General features: G+C 64.6%; 3 protein-coding genes. All 3 read right to left on the reverse strand.

Going from position 1 to position 1,694, the window contains the following annotated elements; genetic code table 11:
* On the reverse strand, positions 1–268 hold a 268-nt coding region (locus ACSFBM_RS33920), incomplete at its 3' end, for a nuclear transport factor 2 family protein (protein WP_435488317.1).
* 12 nt (positions 269–280) lie between these two features.
* On the reverse strand, positions 281–880 hold the full coding sequence (locus tag ACSFBM_RS33925) for an NADPH-dependent F420 reductase (RefSeq protein ID WP_435488318.1): 600 nt from the start codon (positions 878–880) through the stop codon (positions 281–283).
* A 73-nt stretch (positions 881–953) separates the two neighbouring features.
* Positions 954–1,688 (reverse strand): SDR family NAD(P)-dependent oxidoreductase, encoded by a 735-nt coding sequence (locus tag ACSFBM_RS33930; protein WP_435488319.1) that lies wholly within the window; start codon positions 1,686–1,688, stop codon positions 954–956.
* Positions 1,689–1,694: the final 6 nt, after the last annotated feature.

Raw genomic sequence — 1,694 nt, forward strand, 5'->3', positions numbered from 1 at the left:
TGCCCCTGGCGAAGCCGACGACCAGGACCCTGTCTCCTTGCGCTATGAACTCCCGGGGTTCGGTGGACGTCTCTATCGACTTGGAGGCGGTCTCGAGCAAGTCCGCCAGCCCCGCATGTCCGCGGCGCGTTCCGGCCAATGGCCAGTCCTCGCCCGGGATGATCCACTCGATGTCTTCGGCGACCAGCGCCAGCAGACGCTCCCTGTCGCCGCGGCCGATCGCGGCGAAGAAATCCTTCACCGTCTGGACATTCGCTTCGATGCTCATCGTGCTCTCCGATCAGTCGAACTTGACCAAGTCTTTGAAGATCAGCTGGCCCCAGCTGTTTCCGCGCGCATGGACCAGCAGCCCACCTTCGGAAAGCCCGCCAAGTTTGATCGGCGAGAAACCGAGGTTTTCAGCTAGCGCGCCAATCTCAGCTGCCGCGCCGTCATCGTCACTCGACAGGAACACGACTCTCCTTCCACCATGAACGGCCGGATCCTGGTCGAGGACCGCGGCCACCAAATGGTTGAAGCCCTTGACCAGTTTTCCACCAGTGAAGGCCTGCGCGACGGCCGCAGAAGAAGGTTGTCCCTCCAGTCTCTCGGGAGGCACCCCGTAGGCATTGGTCACATCGACGATGGTCTTTCCCTTCCATGTCGGCAGCGCCTTCGCCACATCCCGGTGCGACTCGAAGTGCACGGCCAAAAAGACGATGTCCGCCTTGACCGCGTCGGCCAGTGTTCTGGGAATGATCGCAGGTCCGATCGCGGCCGCAGCGGATGCAAAGCTTTCCGGGTCGCGCGTGGTTGCAACGGACACTTCGATGCCCTTGCGGGCAAAGGCCTTGGCCAAGGCCTGGCCGATCTTGCCGAAGCCAATGATTGCGTAGCTCATCTGTAGTTTCCTTGGGTTGACCGCGCCCGACCGGCTTCGAATATCGAATGGCGTGAGCGGCCGGGCGTGCGGGTCAGAGTTGCGCCAGGCCGCCGTCGACGGCGACTTCGCTGGCGGTCATGAAGCTGCTGTCCGACGACGCGAGAAAGGCGGCAACGGCCCCGATCTCCGCCGGATCGGCCATGCGCTGGAGCGGAGTCATCGCACCGTAGGCCTTCTGCCCCTCCTCGCCCAGGGCTTCCTTCGCGAGTTCAGTCGCCGTCGCCCCGGGCGACAGCACATTGACCCGGATGCCGGTGCCCTTCAGGTCCTCCGCCCATGTGCGCGCGAGGTTGCGGACTGCGGCCTTGCTTGCGCTGTAGGCGGTGAATCCTGGGGCGCCCGTGGTGCCGGCGCTCGATCCGGTCAGGATGATCGAACCGCCCGCCCCCATCAGCGGCAGCGCTTTCTGCACCGTGAAGATCGTGCCCTTCACATTCGTGTCGAAGGTTTCGTCAATGTGCCTGGCGGTGATCTTGCCAAGCGCAAGCGGGCCTCCGCCGCCGGCATTGGCGAAGACGATGTCGAGGGTGCCGCGCTCGGCCTTCACCGCCGCGTAGAGCCGGTCGAGGTCGGCCTCGTCCGACACTGAGCCCTTCACAGCGCGGGCATTGGACCCGAGCTCAGCCACAGCGGCGTCGAGCGCATCCTGCCGTCGGCCGAAGATGAAGACGAAGGCGCCCTCCTCGATGAAGCGCTTTGCAGCGGCGAGGCCGATGCCGGTAGCGCCGCCGGTGATCACGGCGGTCTTTCCATTCAGTCTGGTCATGTCATG

This window comes from Variovorax pasteuri, assembly GCF_051216435.1.
Taxonomy (GTDB): Bacteria; Pseudomonadota; Gammaproteobacteria; order Burkholderiales; family Burkholderiaceae_C; genus Variovorax.

Coding starts and splice junctions, on each gene's coding strand:
- ACSFBM_RS33925 (WP_435488318.1), bottom strand. CDS start 880: ATGAGCTACGCAATCATTGGCTTCGGCAAGATCGGCCAGGCCTTGGCC.
- ACSFBM_RS33930 (WP_435488319.1), bottom strand. CDS start 1,688: ATGACCAGACTGAATGGAAAGACCGCCGTGATCACCGGCGGCGCTACC.